This is a genomic window from Ruegeria sp. CDSA020 (assembly GCF_059612345.1).
This window is the reverse complement of record NZ_JBXWQK010000026.1, coordinates 1-1,049: the sequence shown is the minus strand read 5'-3', so window position 1 is coordinate 1,049 and position 1,049 is coordinate 1. Positions and strand designations below refer to the sequence as shown.

Here is a 1,049-nt window from a genome sequence, read left to right as displayed (position 1 = left end):
ATGGCAAAGGAAAAGTTTGAGCGTAATAAGCCGCACGTCAACATTGGCACGATTGGGCACGTTGACCACGGCAAGACGACGCTGACCGCAGCGATCACCAAGTATTTTGGTGACTTCAAAGCGTATGACCAGATTGACGGCGCGCCGGAAGAGAAGGCCCGCGGCATCACCATCTCGACGGCCCACGTGGAATACGAGACCGATGCGCGTCACTACGCCCACGTTGACTGCCCCGGCCACGCCGACTACGTCAAGAACATGATCACTGGTGCGGCGCAAATGGACGGCGCGATCCTGGTTGTGAACGCGGCTGACGGCCCGATGCCTCAGACCCGCGAGCACATTCTGCTGGGCCGCCAGGTTGGCATCCCGACCATGGTCGTGTTCATGAACAAAGTTGACCAGGTTGACGACGAAGAGCTGCTGGAGCTGGTTGAAATGGAAATCCGCGAGCTGCTGAGCTCGTATGATTACCCTGGCGACGACATTCCGATCATTGCCGGTTCGGCACTGGCCGCGATGGAAGGCAACAACCCGGAAATCGGCGAAGAATCGATCCGCAAGCTGATGGCTGCCGTGGACGAGTACATCCCGACGCCTGAGCGTGCTGTTGACCAGCCGTTCCTGATGCCGGTCGAAGACGTGTTCTCGATCTCGGGCCGTGGTACAGTTGTGACCGGTCGTGTTGAGCGTGGCGTGATCAATGTTGGCGACGAGATCGAAATCGTCGGCATCCGCGACACCAAGAAAACCACCTGTACCGGTGTTGAAATGTTCCGCAAGCTGCTGGATCGCGGCGAAGCGGGCGACAACATCGGCGCGCTGCTGCGTGGTATCGACCGTGAAGGTGTTGAGCGTGGCCAGGTTCTGTGTAAGCCGGGTTCGGTTACACCGCACACCAAGTTCGAAGCCGAAGCCTATATCCTGACCAAGGAAGAGGGTGGCCGTCACACGCCGTTCTTCGCGAACTACCGTCCGCAGTTCTACTTCCGTACAACTGACGTGACCGGCACCGTGACCCTGGCAGCTGGCACCGAGATGGTTATGCC

General features: G+C 58.9%; 1 protein-coding gene. It reads left to right on the top strand.

Features of this window, described 5'->3' with window-relative positions; translation table 11 throughout:
• On the top strand, positions 1 to 1,049 hold a 1,049-nt coding region (tuf, locus tag AC2FJW_RS19660; protein ID WP_496751193.1), incomplete at both ends, for an elongation factor Tu.